This window comes from Nonomuraea sp. NPDC049649 (genome assembly GCF_040675175.1).
Taxonomy (GTDB): domain Bacteria; phylum Actinomycetota; class Actinomycetes; order Streptosporangiales; family Streptosporangiaceae; genus Nonomuraea.
Genome location: NZ_JBFAOH010000108.1, coordinates 1 through 1,449 on the forward strand (window position 1 = coordinate 1; position 1,449 = coordinate 1,449).

The window sequence follows — 1,449 nt, forward strand, 5'->3', positions numbered from 1 at the left end:
GATCATGGTGTTGTCTCGGCGTAGGTATGCCATCGCTGGTGGCAGAGGCGCGCTCGATATTGGTGCCGTCGCCGCCAGATGGACCAGGTCAGACGGTGCTCGGGGTCCCGTCGTGGGTCGGGGATGACGACGCCGCGCAGTTGGCGGAGCAGTTCGGGGATGGCGATGGCGACCAGGCCGAGATGCTCGGCGAGGGGACCGTCAAGTTGACGCTGGTAGGCGGTGGCCACGGCGATGAAGGCGTAGGCGAGCAAGGCCATGGTGCTCCAGCGGTGCCAAGAGCGCCAGCGGATGACCTGTCCGGCGTCCAGGCCGCAGGTCTGCTTGGCAAGTTGATGATCTTCTTCGATGCGCCATCTGGACGTGGCGACGTGAATCAGGCGGGCCAGCGGCACCGGGTGCGGGCTCCAGCAGCGGTAGAACGACATCTGGCCGGTGTAGCGGTGGCGGCGGATCAGCAGGGCGGCGTGTCCGGGGTCGTGCTCGTCGGGGGTGTCGTCGGGTCGGATGGCCAGCATCGCCCAGTCGTAGTGGCGGGTGCCTTTGGTGCCGCTGCCGGTGCGCAGCCGCATCCATGCGCCGGCGGGGATGAGCGTGGCGGCGTCTTTGGCGGCGAGGGTGCGTCCAGCGTGGGTGATGATCGTGGTGCTGGAGCGGACCGCCAGCACGTAGCCCAGGAGCAGGGTGCGGATCAGGGTGCGTAGCTCACGGCCGCCGTATACCTCGTCCCCGGTGACGAAGGCGGCGCGTATGCCGGTCGCGTGCGCGCGTTGGAGCAGGTCGCCGGCGAGCTGGGGTTTGGTGGCGAACATGGTCTGTTCGGGGATGTGGGCCAGCTCGCGGTGTTCGTCGTCGGCTGCGCGGCTTGCGGGCAGGTAGAGGGCGCGGTCGAGGATGGTGTGCCCGCGTGGGGTGGCGTACGCCAGGTGGACTGCGACCTGGCATAACGCGACACCGCCGAGGGTGCCGCTGTATTGGCGGGCGGCTGCGGCGGCGTCGGTGGAGGACTTGGCGTCGGCGGTCTCGTCGATGATCAGTACGGCGTGGTCGGGGTCGCCGTCGTCCAGGTGCTCGATCGCCCATCGGGCGGCTTGGGCGGTGACCTGCTGCTCGTCCCAGGAGGCGCGGGCCAGGAAGTGCTGGAGTCGGTCTGGGGTGGGGTGTCCGGCCGCCTCGGCCAGGGTCCAGCAGTTCTTGTCCTCCAGTTCCATCAGCAGCCCCGCCAGCATCTGTGCGCAGGTGGCGCGGCTTTCACGGCGGGGGAAGCAGGGCGCTATCCGGGCCATGAGTTCCTGGTGTAGAGCGGCGTGCTCGGTATGCGCTACGGTGACGGCACGAGCCGCCGCGGCCTGGTCTTGTGTCACAACTCGACATGATCGCGGCGGCTCTTCGCGTCACGCCACACGACCAGCGGCAACACCGTGAAGATCACGATCTACGGCTGCCGTA

General features: G+C 68.7%; 1 protein-coding gene. It reads right to left on the bottom strand.

Features of this window, described 5'->3' with window-relative positions; genetic code table 11:
• Nucleotides 1-2 precede the first annotated feature (2 nt).
• Nucleotides 3-1,286: an IS701 family transposase gene (locus AB0J42_RS37670; RefSeq protein WP_364070937.1), complete on the bottom strand. Its 1,284-nt coding sequence runs from the start codon at nt 1,284-1,286 to the stop codon at nt 3-5.
• Nucleotides 1,287-1,449: the final 163 nt, after the last annotated feature.

What these genes read in the sequence shown, in the direction of transcription:
- AB0J42_RS37670 (WP_364070937.1), bottom strand. Translation starts at nt 1,286, where the DNA reads ATGGCCCGGATAGCGCCCTGCTTCCCCCGCCGTGAAAGCCGCGCCACC.